This window comes from Alistipes sp. D31t1_170403_E11 (assembly GCF_015553985.1).
Lineage (GTDB): Bacteria > Bacteroidota > Bacteroidia > Bacteroidales > Rikenellaceae > Alistipes > Alistipes montrealensis.
The window spans coordinates 31,613-50,149 of sequence record NZ_JADNHQ010000007.1 but is presented as its reverse complement, the minus strand read 5'-3'; the positions used below and the strand labels follow the sequence as shown (position 1 = coordinate 50,149).

The window sequence follows — 18,537 nt, the reverse complement described above, 5'->3', positions numbered from 1 at the left end:
TTATAAGGTAAGGTTGATGCCGAAGCTGATGGTTTTCAGGATCGGGTAGGAGAAGAGGTTGGCCTGCGAGATCGAGATCTCTGGGTCCCAGATCTTGAAGTCCGAGAAAGTCACCAGGTTCTGGCCGCTGACGTAGACCTGCAGCCCCTTGATGCCGATGCGCCCGATGAGCTTTTTGGGGAACGTATAGCTCAACTGGATGTTTTTCAGGCGCAGGTAGGACGCGTCCTGGAGCCACAGCGTAGAGTTCTGGAAGTTCTCGCCCGCCTCGGGGTAGGTCGTCAGCAGCGGATATTTGGTGTTGCGGTTGGTGGCGCTCCACGAATCTTTCACCCACTGTTTGGTCAGTCCTGCGCCGTTGTAGAGGCCGAAGGCCATGTTGCTCGACGGATAGACCGAAACGTCGCCTACGCCCTGGAACTGCGCCTCGATAGCGATGCCCTTCCAGCCGAAATTGAGGTTGAAGCCGTAGGTGAATTTGGGAATCGTGTTGCCCGCGATGACGCGGTCGTTGCCGTCGATGTTGTTGTCGTTGTTCTGGTTGACGTATTTTACGTAGCCTGGGCGCAGGTTGGCGCGGTTTCCGTAGACAGCCTGTGCCTGGTCGATTTCGGCCTGGGTCTGGAAGACGCCGTCGGCCTGGAGCAAGTACCACGAATTGATCGGATAACCCTCCTTGCAGATCAGGCGCCCGCTGATTTCGGTCTCGCCGTTGAGGTCCACGATTTCGTTGCGTGTGTAGGAGAAGTTGCCCGAAACGCCGGCCGAGAAGTCGCCCCACGTGTCGCGCAGTGCGAGCGACAGTTCGACGCCCTTGTTGTCCACGACGCCCACGTTGCTCTTCGGGCCGCTCAGGTCGCCGACCTGCGAGGGGAGGTTGACCGTGCGCAGGATGCCTTCGGTGCGCTTGAGGAACCAGTCGGCCGTGAAGAGGATGCGGTTGCCGAAGATCGAGAAGTCGACGCCGGCGTCGTAGGAGGTGGTCTTCTCCCAGGTGATCGTGTTGTCCGCGAGGGCCGAGATGGCTGCGCCGCCGTATTTCGAACCTTCGAAACTGTAATCGTAGCCCGAGGTGTTGACCGTGCTGAGGTAGCTGTAAAGCGAGACGGCCTGGTTGCCCATCTTACCCCACGAGAAGCGCGGTTTGAGCTGGTCGATGAACTTCACGTCCTTCATGAAGTTTTCCTGGTCGATACGCCATGCCAGCGACACCGAGGGGAAGAAAGCCCAGCGGTGGTCGGGGGCCAGGCGCGACGAACCGTCGTAGCGGAAGACGGCGCTCACGAGGTAACGCTGTTTGTAGTCGTAGGAGAGGCGGCCGAAGACCGAGACCAGTTTTTCGCGCGAGGAGGCGCCTGTGGCCTGTGCGTTGACCTGTCCCGACGCGGAGTTGAGGTCGGTGTGGTAGTTGTCGTAGAAACCTTCCTTGTAGGCCTGGAAGTTGTCGTTATAGAACTCCTGGTAATCCTGGCCGACCATCAGGCCGATGTGGTGCTCGTCGCGGAAGTTGCCCTCCCAGCCCAGCGTCTGGGTGAAGAAGCTGCCCGTTTCCCAGGCGTTCCAGTCCTTGACGCGCGGGGCTGCCGAATTGTAGTTGCGGACCTCCTCGGTCTTGGGATTCATGGTGTACATGGCCGGGATGTGGTCTTTGCTGCGGGTGTCACGCTTGCGGAAACTGAAATTGGCGTCGTAGGTGATGCCGTGGGGAAGCGTCAGTTTGACGAAAGCCTGGGCCAGCAGTTGCTGTACGCGGCGGTCGGTCGTGCCCTGCTCGATAATCATCCGGGGATTCTCGTAGTTGCCGCGGCCCGGGGTGGCGATCCAGCTCGATCCGTAGATGCCGTTTTTGTGGTAATCCGACATGATGGGCAGGGCGCGCATCATGGCGTCCATCACCGTCGAGGTCCCGTAGCCCGGTTCCAGGTAGTGGCGCATGTTGCCGTAGAGCGAAGCGCCGACCTTGACGTATTTGTTGATCTGGACGCCGAGTTTCATGTCCATCGAGATGCGGTCGGCCCAGTCGTTGGCGATAAATACGCCGTCCTGCTTCATGTAGCCTACGGCCATGCTGTAATCGAGCCGTTCGCTTCCGCCCGAGATGCGCAGGTCGTGCTGGTGGATGAAGGCCGGTTTGAGGCAGATGTCGAACCAGTTGGTCGAAGGGTATACGTCGGGGTTGGTCTTCATGCCCTCCTGGTACTCCTTGATGACGGCGTCGGAGTAGGAGACGCCCGAGGCGGCTTTTCCCGAGTTGATTTCAGCCTGGTTGCGCAGGCGCATGTAGAGGATCGGGTCGTCGATCGGGTCGGGTACGTAGGTCGCGTACTGTACGCCGAAGTTGGCCCGGTAGTTGATGACCGGTGCGCCTTTCGTGCCTTTCTTGGTGGTGATGAGGATGACGCCGTTCGAGGCTTTCGATCCGTAGATGGCCGCCGAGGCGTCTTTCAGTACGGAGATCGACTCGATGTCGGCCGGATTGACTTCGTTGATGTTGTATTCCACGCCGTCGAGCAGTACCAGCGGGTTGGCGCTGCTGAGCGTGTTGACGCCGCGGATGCGGATCGTACCGCCGTCCGAGCCGGGTTTGGCGTTGTTCTGGTTGATCCACACGCCCGGGGTGTTGTACATCGCCTGCGTGGTGTTGGTGATGGGCTGGTTGGCCTTCTCCTTCATGTCGATCGTGGCGACCGAACCGGTGAGGTTCACGCGCTTGACCGTGCCGTAGCCCACGACCACGACATCTTCGAGGACGGTGGCCTCTTCGAGCTCGACCCGCCCGACGTTCGATGCCGGGAGCACTTTGGTCTTAAAGCCGATGTAGTTGAACGTCAACTCTTCGGTCAGTGCGGGAACCGTCACTTCGAACCGTCCGTCGATGCCCGTCGCCGTGCCCTGGAGCGTACGCATGTTGACGACCGTGGCGCCCACGATCGGGTTGCCCTTCAGGTCGGTGACCTGTCCCTGGATTTTCAGCGGCCCGCCGGATTTCGAGGGAGCCTCTTTTTTCGAGAGGAGCACCTGCTTGTCGACGATACGGTAGGCATAGGGCGTTCCTGCGAACACCTGCCCGAGTACGTCGAGGATCGGGGCGTTGCGTTTCGACACCGTGACGCGCAGCCCCGGGTCGATCAGGTTGTTGTTGTAGAAAAAGGAGAATTCGCTTTGCGCTTCGATGGCCTTGAGCACGTCGAGGATCGGGGCGTCTTTCATTTCAATGGTCAGACCTCCTCCCTTCTGTGCGTAAAGTGCTGCGGGCATGCCGCTCGCTGCGATGAGCAGGATACAGCAAAACAGGCTCCGGAAGTGTTTCCGGATTGTGTAAAGGTTTTTCATAAACGGTTTTTAAATTAGTAGGGGTTGGTTCGGTGTGGGTTTCGGCCGCTGTGCGGCCGGGCTGTTCGGCGGAAAATGGTTATCCGTAATTTCGGTCTCTGTTCATAGGGCTGTTCGGGTTATTTTTCGAAGATGTGTACGTGCATGCCGTCGCGCCGGTAGAAGATCGGCGCCTGGTTGGTCGAAGACTGCAGGAGTTGAAGCGTCCGGTCGAGCGTCTCGTCGCTCAGTGTGAAGGTGTAATAGTAGCGCGACGCGATCTCTGCGGAACAGTCGATGCGGCAGTTATACCACCTCTCCAGGCGCGGCAGGATAACCGACAGGGGCTGGTTCTCGAAACTCAGCGCCATCCGTTCGTGCCAGAGGGTGTAACGCTGGGCGTTGACCTGCGTGACGACCACTTTGCGCGTGTCGGCCGAGTAGGCGAATTTCTGGTCGGGCGAGAGCGTGTAGGTCTTTTTCGTCACCCCGGGGATCGACACCCGTACGCAGCCGTTGCGCAGGATGGTCTCCACGTGCCGTCCTTCGAGGTCGGAAAAGACTTCGAAGGCGGTTCCCAACGCCGTGACATCGATATCCCCGGTGCTCACGACGAACGGCCGCGCGGGGTCTTTCGCCACTTCGAAAAAGCCCTGGCCGCTGAGTTCCACACGCCGTTCCCGGCCCGAAAAATCCGCAGCGTAGCGGCACGACGAGTTGGCCCCGAGCCAGAGGGTCGAGCCGTCGGGCAGCTCGACCTGTTCGGTGCTTTGGTTGCCGCTGTACAGGGTGTGGATGACCTCCGGCGCGGGGCGCCACAGCAGGTTGGCGATCGTGAGTCCGGTCCCGACGGCCAGCATGACCGATGCGGCGATGCCGTAGCTCCAGCGGCGCCATGCCATGCGGAGTCCCGGGCGGGGTTTTCCGGCCAGTTCCGTCCGGGGGACGATGCGTCCCCAGATACGGCTTTCGCGCAGGGAGTCCTCTTCGGCCTGCTCCGCGCTGCCGTCCCATTCGCGCTGCATGTGTTGCGTGATGTCGCGCCGCAGGCAGAGTTCCGACAGCTCTTTCTGCGAGAGTTTGTCGGCGAGCAGCTTTCGGACGAGGGTTTTGATGTCTGTCATCTCGGTTGTCTTCTGTGGATATCCGCAATAAATACACGGCACGGCACCGGATACCCTTAGTGCGTGCAGCGATTTTTTTGTAAATTTTGTTTTGGAAGGGCTCACGCCCCGGACAGAGGGCCTTTAGCTGGTCATTCCGTCGTGAAAAAGCGCGAGCCAAAGGAGCACGGCGAGGTTGTCGCGCAGGAAACGCAGCGCTTCGCGCATGTGCGCCTCGACGGTCTTCTGCGAGAGGTCCAGTTCTTCGGCGATTTCGCGGTAGCTCTTGTGCTCGCGGCGGCTCATGTTGAACACCTGCCGCTGGCGGGCGGGCATCAGGTCGACCAGCCGGTCGATATATTCCGAGAGGTCGCGGGCGCTGATCTCGGATTCGATGTCGTCCGACGCCTCGAGGGCGGCGAGCACCGAGACCTTGAAGCCCAGCGGGTCGATCTGCCTGCGGAAGCGGTTGAAGATCAGGTTGCGCGTTATGATGAAGAGCAGCCCCGAAAAATTGTCGCCGGGGTGGATGCGTTCGTGGATCTGCCACAGGCGGATGAAAACCTCCTGCACGACATCTTCCGCATCGTCGTCGCTTCTGAGGTAGAGGCGGCTGAAACGGAATACCTGCTGCCAGTGGGACTGGTAGAGACTGGCGAACGCTTCGGAATCGCCCTGCCGGAACCGGTCGAGCGTCTGGTTTGTCTGGTCCTGGGGAAATACCTTTTTCATCGGTCTGCGAGCGGAAGACGTGTCTCTTTTCCGGGTCGTCGGGGTGCGGATCGGGAGGTGTCTGCCAAAGCAAAAATAAGTATTCCCCGCAGAATTACCAAATTTTCGGACGAAACAGCGTATCCCGGACCTCCCGGGCATGAAAAAAGGCGGAATCACTTCCGCCTTTTTTCGGGGTTTATTTCATCCGGATGTGGAACGCTTTGGGCCGCGTCATCGTCTCCGAGGAGGTGCGGCCGAACGAGTCGGTGACCTCGATACGGACGGTCGTCGAAGGCCCCGAGGCGCGGTAACGCCACATGTGGGGGTTATAGGCTGTCTGGAACGGCACGGTGCTGCGCGTATAGGTAATCTTGTGCAGCGGGTCTTTGCCGATGACGCGCACACCCCGGAGCTGCTGCCCGTTTTCCGTCACGCGGACGGTCCAGTCGGGCTGCCAGCCCCAGATATTCACGAGTATGTCGTTTTCTCCGCAGGCGTCGTTCATGCCGCCTGCGGTCCCCTCCGGCGTGAAGTCGCCCGAAGAGCGGATACGTTCGTTTTTCAGCACCTCGTTCATGTCGTAGGCCCGGAACTGGTAGTCGTCTTCGAGCCCGATGCCCTTGTAATGCCAGCGGATGTCGCGTCCGTCGACTTCGAAGACCTCGTAGCCTCCGGGCGAACCGTCAAGGCAGGTATTGATCGTGTAGTCGCCGTGGATCTGTCCGGTCCACCACCATGTGCCGCTCGTTGCCGCGATGTTGTGTTCGCGGAGGTTGCCGTTCAGCAGCCGGAAATTCATGTGTGAGTGGCCCGTGACGAGGTGCACCTCGCTGAAGCCGGCGAGGGCGTCGACGAGGCAGCCGGCGTCGCGCGTGAAGGCGTACTTCCATGAAACGCCTTCGCTGCCGCGATACCACCAGTGCAACTGGGCGTGCATGACGATTATCAGCGGGGCGCTCTTGTCCGCGACGGTCGCCAGGTCGGCCCTGAGCCAGGCCAGTTGGCGGTCGTCGATGCGGACCTCGTAGTCGAGTTTCCCGATCGCGCCCTCCCGGCCCCCGGTGTTGACGTAGACGATATTGTCGAGCACGACGTAGTGCAGTTGGCCGAGGTTGAACGAATAGTAGGTCGGGCCGATCTCCCGGCGGAAGGCCGCCGAAGCCGCTTCGTCCGACGCGCAGTAAGGGTCGTTGTCGTGGTTGCCCATGGCGTTGAAGACCGGGCAGGGGAAGGTGTAACGCTCGTAGAGCCTGCGGAACTCGGGGAGCATGAAGTTGCGCTTGTGCCAGTACTCGTCCCAGCTCATGTCGCCCATGCAGATCGAGTAGACGGGCGACGCGGTCGCCGCCGCGACGGCTTTCACGTCGTCGATAAAGCCTCCTTCGGCCGTGAATTGCGTCACGTCGAGCGATTCACGGTCGGCGAGGTGGTGGTCGGTGGCCGCGATGACGGTGTGGCGGGTGTTATCCACGGGCGTCAGCGTGAAGTCGTGCCGCTCGCTCTGCCCTGCGGGTTTTGCCGTGCGGGCGAAGAATTGCGGGATGGCGCAGGCGTCGGCAGCGGTCATGTAACCCGAAGGAATGGAGATAAAGACGTAGCCCAGTTCTTTGTCCGAGTCGAGCGTATACATGCCCTCCGTATCGGTTTGCGTGACCCGCACGCCGTCGGAGACGACCACTCCGGCAAGGGGTTTTCCGTCCGCCGAGGCGACGCGGCCCGTGAGTGATCCCGCGGCGGGGACTTGCGGCCCTGCGGCATGGGCGTTGCAGGACGACAGGACGAGGACGGCGAGCGCCGCGGCGTATTTTCTGACGTATGACATCATTTTTCGGTTCGCATTGATGGGTTTCTGCCGCTTCCGGGCGCTTTGATCAGGTTGATTTCCTGTATGTTGACGCATTGTTCCCAAATGCCGTCCCGGTAGGTGATCGCCGCGGGAGCCTTGTCGCCGGTATAGACGGCGTTCATGAACACGCAGTCGGCAATCGGGGATTTGATGTCGATCAGCCGGAGGCCGTCGCCGATGACGTTCATCACGTAGATGTCGTGGATCGTGTGCCTTTCGGCCGGTTTCCCGTAGGCGCGGTTGCCGACCAGGATGACGTAGGGGCTGCCGGCATAGGGCGGCGTGACGGTAGGGTCCGCCGCCGTGATGACGCCGTCGATGTAGACGTGGTGGATGCTCGCGCTGTCGCTGGCGCGCAGTGCGACGCCGGTGTAGTTGGTCTTGACGTTGGTGATGTAGATGTGCTCGATGTCGTCCTCGGGGCCGTTGTGCCGGCACGAAGTCACCTGGAACGAATCGATATTGCCGTTGGTGTGGTACTCCGGACCCATGTCGAGTGCCGAGAGGGCGATACAGTCGTCGCCGTTGACCGACGTGATGTCGTCGATGCGGAAATATTTGCACCCTTCGCGCAGGTCGATGCCGTCGTTGTTGAACGTGTACTTCTTCTCGCCGCCGACATAGCGGTACTGCGGCGTGTAGAGGCGGATGTTCGAAATCTCGGCGTGGTGGACCCGTTCGAAATTGACCGCCCAGGTGTGGGCGTACTCGATGCGCACGTTCTTCAGCTCGAAACCCTTCACGTAAGCCATCAGGATCATGAAGTTCCGCCAGTCGGACTTTTGCTTCCGGCCGATGCGGCCCGCGTCGGTCCCGTAGCTGCTGCGGTCCCTGTTGTGGTTGGGCCCGGGGTCGAGGCTCAGGTTGCGCAGTCCGTCGCCCGTGGCGCGTGGGTTGGCGGCGCCTTTGAGCACCGCGTTCCCCACGCCGACGATGGCGATGTTTTCGTTCCACGCGGGGTCGGTGATGCCGATGCCCACGTTGTCGCTGCGGAACAGGTTGTCGCGGCAGCTGTCCGACAGTTGCAGGGTGCAGTCGTCCAGGATGACGGTCATGCCCGACGGCAGCAGGATCGCGCTGTCGATCATCCAGACGTTCGTTCCGTTGGCGTTCCGGCGCGGAATGGTGACCGAGTTGGTCGTCCCTTTCGCGGCCTCCACCGCCAGCCGGATGCGCCGGGTGTCGCTCCCCTCAAAATCGTTGGGCGTGACCGGCCTTTGGGCGAAGCCCTCAGTGGCCGTCGCCAGCAACAGCGCGCAGCACAGTTTTCGCAAGATACGGGTTTTCATCGGTCCTGTTATTTCGAAGACGGGTCGAACACGAAGATATTCTGGTAGTGCTTCGTATTTTCGGCCGTGATTCCGCGGGCCGTGTAGCCGAGGTAGAGTTTGCTTTTGTAGACCTTGATGCCTTCGGCTTCGAGCGCCCCGAACACCGAGACGCCGATTTCCGTCAGTTTGTCCTTGTCCGATACGACGGCCACCTGCGTGCGTTCCTCGACGATGTTTCCGTTGAAATCGAATACCGTGACGTAGGCGTACGAACTGCCCGAGTAGAACGAACCGGTGAGGTTGTAGTTCGACTGTCCTTCGGTGTAGTAGAGGCGGTCTTTGTGAACGTCGTACCCCTGCCAGTCGTAATAGGTGGCGCCGCTCGCACCGTATCCCGTCTTGAGGAAACGCGGCTGGGCGACGGGCTTCAGCGTCGTCAGGTCGCGGCATCGCACCACCACGCTGATCTGGTTGGTCGAGGCGGGCTTGTCGGTCTGGAAGCCGTCGGTGCAGGTGATCGTGACGTTGGTCATGGGGGCCTTTTTGGCTTCGCTCAGCTTGTAGATGACGAAACACCTGTAAGACGAGTTCTTGCTGTCGCCGTAGTTGATTGTCAGCAGGTCGTTGTCGGCGTCGATCGAAGGATGCAGGTCGGTGTAGTCCCCGATGTAGTAGTACTCGTCGCATTCGCTGGTCTTGACGGTAGCGCCTTTTACGTATTTGACGCGACCCACCAGTTTTTCGTTCCAGTACTGGCCCTTGGCGTTGCAGAGCCCGTAGGCTCCGGCCCACAGGTAACGGTCGGCGCCGTCCTCTTCGAGGGCGGTGTTGGTTCCGTGCCCGAAATAGGTGAGTTTCATGTACTCCTTGTTGGCGGTCATCTCGGTCGAGCCTTTGTTGGGCTGTGCGCGGACCCAGGTCAGCTGCGCCTGGTTGGTGTTGGAAAGCTGCGTATACCAGACCGAGCCGTCCGAATCGAGGTTGAAACCCTGCATCGCCGTGTTGTCCGGCAGGTAGGTGTTTCGGCTGAAGATGTTTGCGGCCGAGAACTGGCCGATCCCCGTGGTCGACGATTTGTCGGGACCTTCGGGTTTGCCGGGACCGGGGGTGTCGTCGCCGTCCCCGCCGCAGGAGGTGCAAAGGAGTAGGCCCAGGATCGGGACAAGGGTGAATTTCAACAGTTTCATAGCATGTCGTTTTAGTTGCGGTAAATTCGGTATTGCCGCCCCGGGCGGCAATACCGAATAAAACCTGTTGTTTCTAATTTATGATTATCGGTCTTTCGTTACCTGGATATCGTCGATCCACAGGCGGTAGTGCTTGGTTCCGTAAGGATGCGCCGCGATTACGATGCGGGTCTCCTTGGTGGCTCCGGTGATTTTGACCACATGCTCCGTGGGGTTTACGTAGTCGGTCGTGGGAATTTTGTTGCTGTCCACATGCGTCGAGCACTGCACGGTTACCTGCTTTTCCGTATTGGCCGTGGCGGCCCCTGTCGGTTCGGCTTTGGTCGGGCCTCCGTCGGTGATGGTTCCGGGACCTTCGACCTGGATGTAGTGCTGTTCGTGGTCCTGTCCCCACGAGTGGTACGGCTCGAAGTAGGGCGCCGTGTGGCACGTTACGGTGATGTCGGCCGTCCCTTCGCCGATTCCGGTCAGCTTGGGCGTCTTGAGGTAACCCGAGACGGATGCGGTCGAGAGCAGTGCGGCTCCGGTCTGGGTGCGCACCCAGAAGCCCTGCCAGCCGGGGTAGTCGGCGTCGGCGTAGTTCGTGCCGTACTTGTCGCCTTCCCACCATGCTTCCCACAGTTTGGCCGCTTTCACCGGACCGCGGTTGTCGGTCGCGCTCCCGACGTAGTTGAAGAACGAGTCGGTGGAGTTGACGGGGTTTACGATTTTTCCGGTGGCCGCCGGACAGTTCGGATCGTCGGGGTCGATGTTCGCGCCGATTTGGGCGTTGGTGACTTCGACGCCGAATGCCTGGTAGATCGGACAGCCTCTGAACCAGAAATCGTCGAAATCCTTGTAGAGGATGACGTTCGGCGCCAGTTCTTCCGCCGGAGTGGTGAACGACAGCCACGTTTTGTCCGAATCCTCCTTCTTGGGGCCGAGCTCGTGGGCGACGATCCAGAACCAGTAGGTCGTGCCGGGTTTCAGGTTGCCGAAGGCGAAACGGTTGTGTGCGAAGAACATGCTGCTGGCGGTGAGCCAATCGGCCGTTTTCGACGTGTAGTTGCGCAGGTTGTCGCCCTCCTCTTCCAGTGCGAGGCCGAAGCTGAACGAACGCGGATTGCCGTTGTTGAAGTTCGTGCCGGTTCCTTTCTCGTAGTCGCCCCAGTCGAGGACGGCCAGGCGGGGCAGCAGCTTGAACATCGTGACGGTCACTTCGCCGGCCAGTTTGGCGCGGCTCTCGGCGGTCAGGTTATAGTCGGCTCCCGTGGTTGTGATCTCGACATGCAGTTTTACCGTGATCGGGCCTTTCCGGGTCGGGGTTCCGCTGAGGTTGAGGGGGATTGCGCCGTCGCCTACCTCCATTTCGTAATCCGTGAGCGACTCGATGGCGATGCCTTCGGCGCCAGCGCCTTCGAGCGACGCCGTGACGTTGGCTTTGTAGCCCGGCTTCGACTTCTGGTAGGGGATCGTCACCCGCTTGTCCGTGAGCTCTTCGTAGAGGTCGAAGCTGGTGGCGATCGAGGGATTGCCGATGGCGAAGAAACCGTCTTCCTGTGTGATCCGGATGACGAGCTCTTTCAGCCCGTCGGTCAGCGTGACGCTGCCGCTGCGCTCCGCGCCGTCGTTTTGCAGGACGGTGATTCCCACCGGCTGCTCGCTTTTTCCGTCGCCTTGGCCCTCTTCGGGCGAGCAGCTGATCCACGGATCGTTGGGCACGACGCGCCAACGGCCGTTCGACAGGACGAGCAGTTCTTCCGTCGAATTGAGGTACGGGAACGAGAGCGCATCGTGGCTCCGTTGCAGGAACACGGTCTCGTCGTCTTTGCAGGAAGTGCCGAGGACGACGAGCGCCAGGCACAAAAACGAAATTATGGGATGTAGTTTCATAGAATCGGATTTTTAGGTCGTTTCGGATAAGCGGATTAATCGTCCCAGCCGGGATTCTGCGGCCGCAGGTTGGGATTGATGTCGATCGCGTTTTTCGGGACGGGGTAGAGGTATTTGTAATCCGCCCACTCCCGGTCGAGGATATATACCAGGCAGTTGTCCTCGTTCACGCCGTACGTCGTGACGTTGTCGCCCGGCTCGGCGGTTACCTCCACATACGAAACCCCGGCCTGTGCGCTGCCCGATCTGGGGTGGCTTTTCGAGTAGAAGCAGATGTCGTTTTTCCCGTCGCCGTTCATGTCGAACGGTTTGCCCAGTTCGGGGATGTAGATGCCCGCGAATTCGACCGTCAGTTTGTGGCCCATCCGCCAGCGCATCAGGTCGTCGCGCCGGGTGTTCTCCATATAGAGTTCGATGCTCCGCTCGCGGCGGCATTCGAGAATCCATTTGTCGGTCACCCGGTCGTAGTAGTCTGCCAGGTAGGGGTCGGCTGTTGCGGGCATCGCGCCGTTCACGCCCGAACGCTCCCGGAGCAGACGGATCGTCTTGTCCCACACCGTCTGGTTCATCTCGCCCAGTTCGGCCTTGGCTTCGGCTTCGTTCAGCAGGATTTCGGCGTAGCGGAACACCGAAAGCGAGTTCGGGCTGGAGGTGTTGCTCTCGTTGGCATCGTCGTCGGTGTTCCATTTGATGATGCGGTAGTAGGTCAGCTGCGTGGTCAGGCCCGGGAAGACCTTCGCGAATTCGTTGGTCTCCTTGCCGGCGACCTTCTTCGTGTAGAAGGGCGTGATGAAGGTCTGGCGCAGACGGTAATCGCGGCCCGCGAACTCGTCCTTGAACTGCGTCTTGTTGTAGTCGGCCTTGTCCGTGAAGCGGGTTCCGTCGAGGTTGAGGTACATGTTGACGAATGCCTTCGGGCCGGAGTTGCGGCTTCCGTAGCTTCCCGAAGCGTAGTACCACGAAGCGTCGTGGAACCGGTTGAGCATCGTGTTGAATTCGTTGGAGAGGATCACTTCGGTGTACTGCGGTTCCTCGCTCTTGAAGACCTTGCTGTAATTCGTCGTTTCCTCGCCGGCTGTGGCGACGAGCGTGTAGGGGCTGTCGGTCATCAGTTCCTCCGATGCGGCGACGCATTCCTTGAGCCATTTCTCGCTGTCTTCGAGTCCGTGGTATTTCCGGTAGGTTCCCTCGTAGAGGCAGATGCGCGACTTCAGGGCCAGGGCCACGTAGCGGTTGATCACGTTGGTGTTGACGTATTTGCTGGCGGTGGAGCAGTTGGCGGCTGCGAAGTTGAGGTCTTCGAGGACCTTCTGCATGACCATTTCGCGCGGATCGCGGCCTTTGTAGAGCTGCTCGTCGTCGTCGGGGTCGATCGGCTCGTCGTAATACGGAACGTCGCCGAACATCTTGACCTTGTCCCAGTAGAACCAGGCGCGCCAGAAACGGCCGACGCCTTCGTAATGCTTCATCGTCGCATCGTCCACATAGGGCGCCGCGTCCTTCATGTGTTTGAGGAAATAGTTGACGTTGTACAGCGGACGCCAGTTTCCGCGGGCCCAGTTATTGGCCTGCTGGGCGCTGTAACCGCCCGTCTTGAGGAATCCTTCGGTCTGGGTCGTCACGCAGATGTCGCTGTACTGGTCGCCGCGCGTAAGTGTTGCGGCCGAGGGCAGGTGGCTTTCGAGGAACCCGATCGCATAGGTCTCCAGCGCCGTTTCCGAATTGAAAAAGGTGTCGGTGGTCGTCGAATAAACGGGGTCTTCGTCGAAAAAGCTCTGGCAGGAGACCGTGAAGGACAATCCGGCTATTATCGCTATTTTATTCAGTATGGGTTTCATGGGATTGCTTGTTAGAATGTGATGTTCAGTCCGATGGTTACGCTTTTGGTCATCGGGTATCCGTAGCCCTGGCCGTCGGTTCCCGTCTTCGACGCGAAGTCGGCGTCGCCCGCCGTGATCATTTCGGGGTCGTAGTTCTTGGCATACTTTTTCAGCGGCGACCAGAAGAACAGGTTCTCGCCCGAGACGTAGATTTTCACCTTCTCCATGTGGGCTTTGCGGGTGATCTGCTGCGGCAGCGTGTAGTCCAGCGTGATGTTTTTCAGGCGGCAGTAACGCGCATTCTGCAGGTAGCGGTCGTTGGCCGCGCGCAGCGTGCCGCGTCCGCTGACGGCCAGCGAACCGCGCAGGCGCGGCCAGTAGGCGTTGGGATTATCCTCCGACCAGCGGTCGGTGTTCTGCCACGGCAGGCTGTATCCGTAGGGGCGGTCGTACTGTCCCCAGAAGAGGCCCGATTCGCCGGCGGGATACCAGTCGCGCTTCATCAGTCCCTGGAAGAAGACCGAGAAACCGATGCCGTTCCAGTTTGCGCTGAAATTGATGCCGTAGTGGTAACGCGGCGAGGAGTTGCCGATTTTTCGCAGGTCGCCGTGGTCGTCGAGGCGGTTGCTGCCGTTGTCGACGACTCCGCTGTCGTCCAGGTCGGCGAATTTCAGGTCGCCGGCGTTCCACGACTTGTTGTCGCCGCTCCAGAAGGTCTTCTCCTGTGCTTTCAGACCCCATTCCTGCGCCTCCTCGTCGGTGGCGAAGAGTCCTACGACGTGGTAACCCCAGATTTCGCCCAGTTCCATGCCTTCGTAGTAGGCGTTGGAGTAGATCGTGGGCAGGGTGTTGGATTTGCTGGTGTATTTGGTGATCTTCGATTTGCTGTCCCAGAGCGAGAAGCGCACGCTGTAATTGAAGGGTTTGTTACCGGCGCGGAAGCTGTCCGTCCAGCCCAGCGAGACTTCGAATCCCTTGGTTTCCATGTCGGCGTTGTTGCCGTAGGGGGCCGAATAACCCGTCACGGCCGGCAGCTCGGCCCCGGTGACGAACATGTCGGTCGTGGATTTCTTGTAGATGTCGCCCACGAAACTCAGGCGGTTGTTCAGCAGGTTGATGTCGAGTCCGAGGTTGATCGTCGAAGCGGTCTCCCACGTGAGGTTCGCGGGCAGTACGGACGAAGGGGCCGAAGTATAGGTGCGCTGGCTGCCGTCGACGATTACGCCGGCCTTGGTGAAGTTCAGCAGTTCCATGTACTTGTAGGGCGAAACGTTGCCGTTGCCCGCCTTGCCGATCGAGAAGCGCCATTTGATGTTGTTGATCCAGGAGATGTCCTTCATGAACTTCTCTTCCGACATGCGCCAGCCCACGGAAGCCGACGGGAAGAAGCCCCACCGTTCGTTGCTCGGGAACTTCGAACTGCCGTCGTAGCGGCCGCTCAGTTCCGCGAGGTATTTGCCTTTGTAGGCATAGCTGGCGCGGTAGAAGATGCCGACGAAACCCCAGTCGTAACTGTTGGCGTCCTCCAGGACGTAGTCGATGCCGTTCATCAGCGAATAGTTGGGCTTGCCGCCCACGATGAATCCGTCGCGGCCCATGCGGGTGTTGCGCGCCCGTTTGTGTTCGATGTTCCAGCCGGCCATCACGTTGAGCGAATGGTCTTCGGGCAGCCGCGGGGTGAACGACAGGTTGGCGTTGGCGCTGTGGTATTCGGTCTGCGTCTCGGTGGTGCGCATCGAACTGCTCGCCGGATAGGAGATCTGGATCTCCGGGCCGTTGGAATAGGTAACCTGCGAGATCACGTCGTTCTGGCGCGAATGGTTGAACAGGTAGGAGTAGTCGGCCTTCGCCACCAGCACGTCCTTGATGAGGTCGATGGTCACGACGGTCGTGTTCTTCATGTCGAACTTGAGGTTGTCGCGGTAGGAGTTGCCCTCGGCCATGTTGGCGTAACCCGTGTAGACGGCCGCTGCGGTCCAGGTTCCGTCGGGGTTGGTGACCTTGGTGAGCGGGAAGCCCTGATGCTCCAGGTTGCGGCGTACCAGCAGGCTCTGCGAATAGGTCGTGGGCTGGTGGTAGTTGCGGCGGACGAAGTCGGTGTTGTTCTCCACGGTCAGCCATTTGGTGATGTTGACCGTTCCTTTGGCGCGGGCGTTCAACTGGCGGAACTTCTCGTCGCCGACGCGGTAGATGCCGTCCTGTTCGAAATAGCGGGCCGATGCGATGAAGCTGGTGGTTTTGCCGCCGCCGGAAATCCGGATGTTGTGCTGGTGGGCCGTGGTCGATTTCTTGTAGAACATGTCGTACCAGTCGGTGTTGCGTCCGTAGTACTGGTATTTGCCGCTGGCGTCGAGTCCCCAGTCCAGGTAGCTCTGGTCGGGATCGTTCATGCGTTTCTTGTACTCGTCCTCCCAGCTCTGCGTCCACGGAAAGAAGTTGTTGATGCCCGTCGGCAGGTGGTGCGAATAACCGACGTAGGCGGTCATGTAGTTGTCGTACCAGGTCTGGCTGTCCGTCTCGTATTTCGGGCGGACGGTTTCGCTGATGATCGACACGCTGCCACTGTAATCGACCGAAATTTTGTCCTGGCGGGCTTTTTTCGTCGTCACGAGTACGACGCCGAATGCTCCCCGGGCGCCGTATACGGCTGTCGAGGAGGCGTCCTTGAGCACCGAAATGCTCTCCACGTCCTCGGGATTCATAGCCGTCAGGTCGCCCTCCACGCCGTCGATCAGGCAGAGAGCCGCGCCGCCTGCGCCGATCGACTGGGTGTTCGCGCGGATGTTGATCGTCGCCGAACGGCTCGGCTTTCCGTCGGCCATCGTGATGTTCACGCCCGGAATCTGGCCCTGGATCGACCGGAGCAGGTAGGCGTTGGGGCGGTTTTCGAGCACCTCCCCGGAGATGTTCTCGACGGCTCCGACGATGTTGCGCCGCCGCTGGGTTCCGTATCCCACGACGACCACCTCGTCCATCAGGTTCTGGTCCTCGGTCATGACGACCTCTAGTTTGGTGCGGGGGCCTACCTTGATGCGCTGGCTCTTGTAACCCAGGTAGGAGACGGCCAGCATGTCGTCGGGCTTGGCCGACAGCGTAAAGGCTCCCTGCGCATCGGTCGAGGTTCCCTGCGTCGTGCCTTCGATGAGAATGGTGACGCCGGCGAGCGGCTCACCCTGTTGGGATTTCACGGTTCCGGACACAGCCTTGCTTTGGGCAAAGACCTGTCCCGTCGCCAGTATCAGGAGGAGGAAAATCCCCCCCCCGACGATTTTCCGGCGGATTACGGATAGGTAGTTGAAAAGATTCATATGCGAGGTTCTTGAAGTGTTTGGGTCAGTGTTTGGGGTGTTTCGGGGCGCGGGTCGTGGTTTGGACGATGTAGTCGCGCAGCAGGACCAGTTGTTCGGGCGTAGCGGTCAACCACTTGTGGCGTCCGCCGGGGTCGGGTGTGAAGTGCGTGAAGCCCTTGTCGTCGACGGCGACGGTTCCCGGCTGGCTTTCGGTGAAGTATTCGGGATGGAGCAGGTAAACCACCGACAGCAGGTCCCACGACGCGCGGTCATAGGGCATTTTGTGGTAATTCTTATAGCCTTCGACGACCGGATGGAGTTCCGCCCAGCCGAAATCGTTTTCGATGGCCGAGCCGGGGTACATGACCTGTTTTCCCAGTTCGAAGGGATTCTGCACGATCGGCGATTCCCATTCGGCGAAGAGTTTCTGCATGGCGGGGATGTCGTTGACGACGTTGTATTCGGCGCGTTGTTTTTCGCCGTAGCTGCCTGCCATGATCGAGAGCAGTTTCACCTTGCGGGCCACCAGTTCGCGGCCTGTGAGGGGCGAAACGGCGTCGGCCGGGCTGTCGAGCAGTTTTCCCAGTTCGGTGGCGAATCCCAGCGAAAGGACGGTTACCGAGCCGTCGGGCTGTGCGGCCAGCGTGCGGCGGTAGAGTGCGACGGGATTTTCGATCTGTTTCGGAGTTTTGCTCCGGGCGAAGGCCGGGGACCCGTCCTCCCGGGTCATTGCGCAGACCGCCGCCGTGTAGTCGGGGGCGTGGTCGTTGAACACCGGGGTGGGCGACTGGGCCAGCGGCGTGCCGGGGTAGCCGTACCACGTATTGAGGATGTCGATGTAATCGGTGGCCGTCGGGCTGAGTTTGTGGTTGCCGATGGCGAGCAGGTCTACGCGGCTGTCGTCCATCGCCTTGTAGATCAGGTCGAAGGCCAGTGCGTCGTCGATGTCGTTTCCCATGTCGGTCTCGACGATCAGCCGGATCGGTTCCGGCGTTGCGGCTGCGGGGCGGGAGTCGCAGGCCGTACCCGCGAGCAGCAGGGCGGCCGCTGCGGGGAGCAGTGAGGTTTTCATTTCGGTTTTTGGGTTTTAGTTGCCGCCGGAGGCGATGATCGAGGCCAGTCCGGCGATGAAGAAGAGGAACATCACGGCCAGCAGCGTGTTGGTTTTGCGGTCGGCGCCCCTGAACTCCTTCCAGATGAAGACGCCCCAGACGGCGGCGATCATCGGTGCGCCCTGTCCGAGCGCGTAGGAGATGGCGGCTCCGGCTTTTCCGGCGGCGATGTAGCTGAAGGCCGTGCCGAGACACCAGACGGCGCCGCCCAGCACGCCTACGAGGTGGGTCGGCAGCGAGCCGCGGAAGTATTCGCGGTAGCTGACGGGCGCTCCGACGAAGGGCCGGCGCATGGCGTAGGTGTTGAAGGCGAAGTTGCTCAGCAGTACGCCGACCGAGAAGACGAAGATGGCGGAATAGGGCGTCAGCATGCCGGGCGTGGGGGCTGCGAAGTTGTCGAGGTCCATCGCCGCGGCGACGAAACGGTAGAAGAACGACATCAGCACGCCTGCCACGACGGCCAGCACGATGCCTTTGCGGTTTTGGGCCGCCGAATCGCCGCTTTTGCGCATCCGCCCCGAGGCGATGCCGTTGCAGATAATTGCGACAACGATGAGCGCAACGCCCAGGAAGAGGATGGCGGGGTCGCCTTTCGGAGCGCCGATGTAGTTGACGATGACGCCCAGCACCAGTGCGAGGCCTACCCCCAGCGGGAAGGCTACCGAGAGCCCTGCCAGCGATACGGAGGCCGAGAGCAGGATGTTCGAGGCGTTGAAGATCACACCGCCCAGGACGACGCTGCCGATCCCTTTCCATTGGGCCTGCGCGAGGTCTTCGAGGAAGGGACGGCCTTCGGTTCCGATGCTTCCCATCGTGAAGCCCAGGAGTATGGCGAAGAGCACCATGCCGATCACATAGTCCCAGTAGAAAAGCTCGTAACGCCAGGTCTTGCCGGCGAGTTTCTGGGTGTTTCCCCACGAGCCCCAGCAGAGCATCGTGATGAAGCAGAAGATGACTGCCAAAGAGTAGCTGTTAACAACGAACATAGTATTTGAGTTTTAAGGTTTTCG

General features: G+C 60.4%; 11 protein-coding genes. All 11 read right to left on the bottom strand.

Features of this window, described 5'->3' with window-relative positions:
• The gene (locus I2E69_RS12720) at nucleotides 1-3,333 is read right to left on the bottom strand and encodes a TonB-dependent receptor (protein ID WP_195461605.1); all 3,333 of its coding nucleotides are present in this window, start codon (nucleotides 3,331-3,333) and stop codon (nucleotides 1-3) included.
• A gap of 119 nt (nucleotides 3,334-3,452) precedes the next feature.
• On the bottom strand, nucleotides 3,453-4,436 hold the full coding sequence (locus tag I2E69_RS12715) for a FecR family protein (RefSeq protein WP_195461604.1): 984 nt from the start codon (nucleotides 4,434-4,436) through the stop codon (nucleotides 3,453-3,455).
• Nucleotides 4,437-4,559: 123 nt separating this feature from the next.
• Nucleotides 4,560-5,147, bottom strand: a complete 588-nt coding sequence (locus I2E69_RS12710) for an RNA polymerase sigma-70 factor (protein ID WP_195461603.1) — start codon at nucleotides 5,145-5,147, stop codon at nucleotides 4,560-4,562.
• A gap of 178 nt (nucleotides 5,148-5,325) precedes the next feature.
• The gene (locus tag I2E69_RS12705; RefSeq protein ID WP_195461602.1) at nucleotides 5,326-6,951 is read right to left on the bottom strand and encodes a calcineurin-like phosphoesterase C-terminal domain-containing protein; all 1,626 of its coding nucleotides are present in this window, start codon (nucleotides 6,949-6,951) and stop codon (nucleotides 5,326-5,328) included.
• Nucleotides 6,951-8,264: a glycosyl hydrolase family 28 protein gene (locus I2E69_RS12700; RefSeq protein ID WP_195461601.1), complete on the bottom strand. Its 1,314-nt coding sequence runs from the start codon at nucleotides 8,262-8,264 to the stop codon at nucleotides 6,951-6,953. The genes I2E69_RS12705 and I2E69_RS12700 overlap by 1 nt, the downstream gene beginning before the upstream one ends.
• A gap of 8 nt (nucleotides 8,265-8,272) precedes the next feature.
• Nucleotides 8,273-9,433 carry a hypothetical protein gene (locus I2E69_RS12695; protein ID WP_195461600.1) on the bottom strand — a complete coding sequence of 387 codons (1,161 nt, stop codon included), beginning with the start codon at nucleotides 9,431-9,433 and terminating at the stop codon, nucleotides 8,273-8,275.
• A gap of 84 nt (nucleotides 9,434-9,517) precedes the next feature.
• Nucleotides 9,518-11,305, bottom strand: coding sequence for a BACON domain-containing protein (locus tag I2E69_RS12690; protein WP_195461599.1), 1,788 nt, complete (start codon nucleotides 11,303-11,305; stop codon nucleotides 9,518-9,520).
• Between the two features lie 35 nt (nucleotides 11,306-11,340).
• Complete coding sequence (locus I2E69_RS12685) at nucleotides 11,341-13,143, bottom strand: RagB/SusD family nutrient uptake outer membrane protein (protein WP_195461598.1); 1,803 nt, start codon at nucleotides 13,141-13,143, stop codon at nucleotides 11,341-11,343.
• 11 nt (nucleotides 13,144-13,154) lie between these two features.
• Entirely contained in the window at nucleotides 13,155-16,433 is a 3,279-nt protein-coding gene (locus tag I2E69_RS12680; protein ID WP_195461597.1) for a SusC/RagA family TonB-linked outer membrane protein, read from the bottom strand.
• A gap of 25 nt (nucleotides 16,434-16,458) precedes the next feature.
• Nucleotides 16,459-17,487 (bottom strand): nucleoside hydrolase, encoded by a 1,029-nt coding sequence (locus I2E69_RS12675; protein WP_195461596.1) that lies wholly within the window; start codon nucleotides 17,485-17,487, stop codon nucleotides 16,459-16,461.
• 15 nt (nucleotides 17,488-17,502) lie between these two features.
• Nucleotides 17,503-18,513 (bottom strand): GRP family sugar transporter, encoded by a 1,011-nt coding sequence (locus tag I2E69_RS12670; RefSeq protein WP_195461595.1) that lies wholly within the window; start codon nucleotides 18,511-18,513, stop codon nucleotides 17,503-17,505.
• Between the last annotated feature and the right edge of the window lie 24 nt (nucleotides 18,514-18,537).